General features: G+C 70.4%; 5 protein-coding genes. 1 reads left to right on the top strand and 4 read right to left on the bottom strand.

From position 1 onward, the window contains the following. The 3 genes from ACJ73U_RS24905 to ACJ73U_RS24895 all read right to left on the bottom strand — a co-directional run. Nucleotides 1–871 (bottom strand): hypothetical protein (locus tag ACJ73U_RS24905; RefSeq protein WP_407780122.1); only part of this gene is annotated, 871 nt, incomplete at its 3' end. Continuing rightward, a complete protein-coding gene (locus tag ACJ73U_RS24900) occupies nt 864–1,322 on the bottom strand; it encodes a hypothetical protein (protein ID WP_407780121.1) in 459 nt (152 codons plus the stop codon). The genes ACJ73U_RS24905 and ACJ73U_RS24900, both read right to left, overlap by 8 nt. A gap of 181 nt (nt 1,323–1,503) precedes the next feature. After that, complete coding sequence (locus tag ACJ73U_RS24895; RefSeq protein WP_407780120.1) at nt 1,504–2,928, bottom strand: MFS transporter; 1,425 nt, start codon at nt 2,926–2,928, stop codon at nt 1,504–1,506. Between the two features lie 101 nt (nt 2,929–3,029). Between ACJ73U_RS24895 and ACJ73U_RS24890 the strand changes: the two genes are divergently transcribed. After that, entirely contained in the window at nt 3,030–3,878 is an 849-nt protein-coding gene (locus tag ACJ73U_RS24890; protein ID WP_407780119.1) for a helix-turn-helix transcriptional regulator, read from the top strand. Nucleotides 3,879–4,671: 793 nt separating this feature from the next. Here ACJ73U_RS24890 and ACJ73U_RS24885 read toward each other — a convergent pair. Continuing rightward, nucleotides 4,672–5,634, bottom strand: a 963-nt coding sequence (locus ACJ73U_RS24885) for a vitamin B12 dependent-methionine synthase activation domain-containing protein (RefSeq protein WP_407780118.1), incomplete at its 5' end; no start/stop codon positions are given.

Raw genomic sequence — 5,634 nt, 5'->3', positions numbered from 1 at the left:
CCCCCCCCCGGCCCCCCCCCCCGGCGAAACCCGCCAGCGTCCAGCCGTCCGGGCGCGTCAGCGGCTGGCCGCGGTAGGCCTGCCACGTCAGCAGTGCCAGCAGACCGGCGAAACCCGCCGCCCCGACGCACACCAGCTGCGCGCGAACCGGACCGAGTCGCGGCCACCGCCTCGCCAGCCGGCCGAGGGCCAGGTGCCACAGCAGCAGCGCCTGCAGTGCGTGCATGCCGACGAAGTGCGGGACGCGGAGGTCGCCCGCGGTGGTGCTCCACCCCAGGACCGGCAGCCCCGGGCCCCCGTCCGGCGCGCCGACCGTGTGGGCGCCCAGCATGCCGCCCCCGGAACCCAGCGCCGCGATCTGGGCACCGCTGGGGATGGTCATGAGCACCCCCATGCCCACGCCGACCAGGGACAGCACCGCGCCGAGGCCGACCGCCAGCTTGCGTGCCCCGTCCTCGATGTCGCTGCGCAGCACGAGCAGCGTGAGGACCAGCGCGCCGCACCACACCACGACGATCGACGTCGCCATCACCTCGTACACGACCGCGTCGAACGTGGTCGAGAAGTTGAAGTGGCTGCGCCGGCCCCGCAGTGCCTGGCCGGTGATCAGCACCAGTTCGAGGCTGAGCAGCGCGACGACGACCCCCGATGCCCGCCGCACGGTCCGCTGCCGGTGGTCGATGAGCGAGCACAGCCACGACCAGGTCAGGCCGTAGACCGCGCCGGAGACCGCGAACTTCAGCGGCTTGGTCCAGATGGGGAGGCCGTCCAGGGTGCGGTGGTCGGCGAGCACGCCGACCACCGCCACGGCGGCCAGCGCCGCGCAGGCGAACGCGAAGACCAGCATCGGCCGGTTCCACCGGTCAGACATGACCGGCGACCACCCCGAGGGTGAGTGCCCCGCCCAGCGTCAGGACCAGGCCCTGCGAGGCGTTCAGGAACTTCCGGTCGATCGGCGGCAGCTCCTCCGGCAGCGCGAAGATCCGCAGCGGCCACAGGTGCCACGACACGTACACGAACAGCAGCACCACGCCGATGAGCAGCACGGTCTTCGCCGCCACCAGGGAGACCCACAGGGGGTCGGCGCCGTGCGCCACGAGCCGCAACACGACCAGCGCGACCCACGACGGGAAGATCACCGCCATGGTGCCGAGCACGACGTAGCGGACCCCGTGGACCATCTCGGTCACGAAGTTCTCCCACACCTGCGGCTCCCTGCCCCGCATGGGATGCCGCTGAATGAACATGACGCTGTAACACATGCACCCGAACCAGCTCGCCAACGCGGCCGTGTGCACGGCTTCCAGAACGGCGGTGACCATGGGTCCATGGTCGGTCCGGTCGCTCGCACCCGGTGGGACATCGCGTTGGGGGCGGACTGGAGCCACGAGCAGCTCGACCGTGCGGAACCGGCCGAAGCGGTTGCTCTCCGCCGACTACTTCCCACCCGCCGACGATGCTCACCGAGGACGTCCGCCCCCACGAGGCCGCCGCGCACCTGCGCTACGCGGCCGCCTGACGCGGGTCCGGCAGGCGGGTGACCAGGAAGCCGATCACCACGGACAGTGCCGTCATCACCAGGATGACCAGCACGAGCGCGTCCCGCATGCCGAGGGCGGCCGGCCCGGCCAGGGCCACGAACAGCGAGCCCAGCGTCGCCACGCCGAGCGCGAGGGACGTCTGCTGGGTCGTGGTCAGCACGCCGCTGCCGACGCCGGCCGCCTCCGTCGGCACGCCGGACAGGATCACCCGGAAGAGGACCGGGGCGATCGCCCCCTGCCCCACCCCGTAGACGAACGCGCCGGGCGCGAGGTCGAACACCGTCACTGCCGGCCAGGCCGACAGGAGGGTCAGGACCAGCACGAGCAGTCCGCTGCCCTGGACGATCGCGCCGACCAGTAGGACGCGGCGGCCGTACCGGGCGACGAGGCGGCTGGTCTGCAGCGACATCAGCAGGAAGCCGAGGGCCGCCGGGGTCAGCGCGAGGCCGGCCGTCAGGGGGCTGAAGTGCAGGCCAGCCTGGAAGACCAGGGCGAACACGAACATGAACCCGCCGAAGCCGGCGAACACCGGCACCGCGGTGATCATGCCGAACCGCATGCTCGGCGTCCGCATCAGCGTCGGCGGCACGAGCGGCACGCCACCGGCACGTTCCAGCCGACGGGCCACCGCGAGGTAGCCGGCCGTGAGCACCGGCACCGCGGCCAGGAGCACCCAGCACCACACCGGCCAGCCCAGTGCCCGGCCTTCGAGCAGCGGGACCAGCAGCGCGAGGAGCGCGCCGGCGAGCAGCGGGGTGCCCCACCGGTCGACGCCGAGCGGGTCCTGTGCCCTGCTCTCCGGCAGCTTGCTGTTGACCAGGAGGACCACCACGATGCCGATGGGCACGTTGACCAGGAAGATCGGCCGCCAGCCCGCGCCGAACAGGTCGGCCGCGACCAGCAGGCCGCCGAGCACCTGGCCGAGCACCATCGCCAGGCCCGCCACGGCACCGAGGTAGCCGAGGGTCCTGGCGCGGTGTTCACCCGAGTGCGTGGCCTGGATGATCGAGAAGACCTGCGGCACCAGCAGTGCGGCGGCCGCGCCCTGCGCGATCCTGGCCAGCACGAGCACGGTCTCGTTCGGCGCGATGCCGCAGACCAGCGAGGTGGCGGTGAACGCGGCGAGGCCCCAGGAGAGCACGCGGCGCCGGCCGAACGCGTCGCCGAGGCGGCCGCCAACCACGAGCAGCATGGCGAACGCGATCCCGTAGCCGGCGAGCACCCACTCGAGCGTCGTGGTCGAGGCGTGCAGGTCGGACTGGATCGTGGGCAGTGCGACGTTGACGATGAACAGGTCGATGGGTGCCAGCGTGTAGCTGAGCAGCAGAGCCGCGAGGCCGCCGCCGGTCAGCCCGGCCCGGGCCTGTTGGTTGAGCGTTGTCGTCACGGGTACCAGGCAACGCCGGTCGCCAACCTGGTACCAGTGCGTACTTATCCAGGTACCGGGACTACCTGGTAACCGTGTCGGAGATGTGTCACGGTGGTGTCATGGTCACTTCCACCCAGCTGCCCGTGCAGGTCGACGCGGCCGAGACCCGGCGGCGCGAGCTGGCCGAGTTCCTGCGCAGCAGGCGCGAGCGGATCACCCCCGAGCAGGTCGGGCTGCCGCACGCCGGGCGCCGTCGCACCCCCGGGTTGCGCCGCGAGGAGGTCGCGCAGCTCGCCGGGGTCGGGGTCACCTGGTACACGTGGCTCGAGCAGGGGCGCGACATCAAGGTGTCGGAGCACGTGCTGGAGGCGATCGCGCGGACGCTGCGGCTCGACCCGCACGAACGGGTGCACCTGTTCACCCTCGCCGGTGCGCCGGAACCACCGCGGGACAAGGATTGCCGGGCCATCCCGTCGGGCGTGCACGTGATGCTCGCCAAGCTGGACCCGCTGCCGGCGGTGGTGGTGAACGCGCTGACCGACATCATGGCCTACAACCGCGGCTACGACTTCCTGATGGACGTGAGCAGCCTGCCGGAGACCGAACGCAACGCGACGCTGCAGGTGTTCACCAATCCGGACTGGCAGCGCCGTTTGCCGGACTGGCAGGAACGCGCGGACCAGCTGGTGGGCCAGTTGCGCGGCACGATGGCGAAGCACGTCGGGGAACCGGCGTGGAAATCTTTGGTCAAGCGGTTGCGCCGGGAGTCCCCGGAATTCGAGAAGAGCTGGCAGCGGCACGAGGTCAGACCAATGCGCAATCTGACGAAACGTTTCCAGCACCACGAGGTCGGCATGCTGAACTTCGAGTACACGTACCTCTGGTTGGGCCAACGTTCCGAGCTCCGCATGACGACCTACACCCCGGCGGACGAGGAAACCGCGACGAAGCTGGCGACCCTATTCTAGTGACGGAACACACTTTTGGATTCGGAACGCGGTGGACTGGTAAGCCGTTGTACGGGTTGGTCGCCGCGGAACTGGGACTTCCCGGTACGTGTCACCCCCCAGGGCACTGCTGATGTGGACCAGTAAGCCTTGCGCGCGACCGGAAACGCCGGCCGGACGTTCCCCCCAGCCTCCGGCCGGCGCCCTGTAAGCCCGCCGCGGCCCTCGGTTCCCCCCAACCGAGGGCGCGGCGGGTTTTACTGTTCACCCGCGTGTCCAACGCGCAGAACCGGTGAGTTGAACAAAACGCGACAGCGGCAGTGAGTTCTCACCACACGCGGCACGCGCCGTAACAGCAGGGCGTTGAGTTACGGGAAGCAGGCGCTGTTCGCGGTGGTGTGGTTCCGTAAGCGCGAGGACATCCCGGTGCTGGGCACCGGTTCGGCATCAGCCGGGCCACCTCCCACCTCGACCTACCGACGTTGGCCGACAACGGCTACGACGGCGCCGGCATCCGCGTGCACACCCCCGAGCAAACAACCCACCGGCAACCACGTCCACGACGCCGACAACCGCACCCACAACGCCCTACTGCGCGGACTACGCTGCCGGGGCAAACGCGGCTTCGCCCTTCTCACCGAACGCTGGCGCGCTCTCCAACACTTCACCACCAGCCCCAGCAAAATCGGCACCATCGTCCAAGCCGCACTCGTCCTCACCCAATTCGAACACGGCCAACTCACCTGATCCTGGTGACATCACCTCAGGGGCACGTTTCGTTGAACTCACCGGTCGCGGGCGTTGGACACGCGGGTTACTTGGGGTCGTAGGCCAGGTTCGGGCGGAGCCAGCGTTCTACCTCCGCCACCTCCATGTCGCGGCGCGTCGCGTAGTCCACCACCTGGTCGCGGCCCAGGCGGCCGACGGTGAAGTAGCGCGAGTCCGGGTGCTGGAAGATCAGGCCGCTCACCGCCGCGGCCGGGGTCATCGCGTAGCTCTCCGTCAGGGCGATGCCGAGGGTGTTGGCCTCCAGCAGGTGGAACAGGAGGGCCTTCTCGCTGTGGTCCGGGCTCGCCGGGTAGCCGAGGGCGGGGCGGATGCCGCGGAACCGCTCCGCGTGCAGGTCTTCGAGGGCCGGTGACGCGTCCGGCTCGAACCACTGGCGGCGGGCCTCCAGGTGGATGTACTCCGCGAACGCCTCCGCCAGGCGGTCGGCCAGGGCCTTGACCATGATCGAGCGGTAGTCGTCGTTCTTCGCCTCGTGGGATGCCGCCAGGTCCTCCGCGCCGTGGATCGCCACCGCGAAGCCGCCCAGGTGGTCGCCCGAACCGGACGGGGCCACGTAGTCCGCCAGCGAGCGGTTCGGGCGGCCCTCCGGCTTCTGCGTCTGCTGGCGCAGCATCGGGAACCGCTCCCCCGACGCCAGGACGATGTCGTCGCCCTCCGAGTGCGCCGGCCAGAAGCCGTACACGCCCCGCGCCGTCAGCGAACCCGCCGCGATGATCTCGTCCAGCATCGTGTTCGCGTCGTCGAACAGCTCGCGCGCGACCGGCTGGTCCAGGATCGCCGGGTACTTGCCCTTCAGCTCCCACGCCAGGAACAGGAACTGCCAGTCGATCATCTCCCGCAGCTCCGCGATCGACGGCGTCAGCACCCGGGTGCCGGTGAAGGCCGGCGTCGGGACGTCGTCGAACGACACGACCTCGCGGTTCGCCCGGGCCTGGTCCAGCGTCAGCAACGGCTGCCGGCGCTTGCGCTCGTGCTGCTCGCGCAGCGT

Origin of the sequence: Actinophytocola sp. (assembly GCF_045807065.1) — a bacterium.
Lineage (GTDB): Bacteria > Actinomycetota > Actinomycetes > Mycobacteriales > Pseudonocardiaceae > Actinophytocola.
The sequence above is the reverse complement of the archived record's forward strand: the minus strand, read 5'-3'. Positions and strand labels throughout refer to the sequence as shown.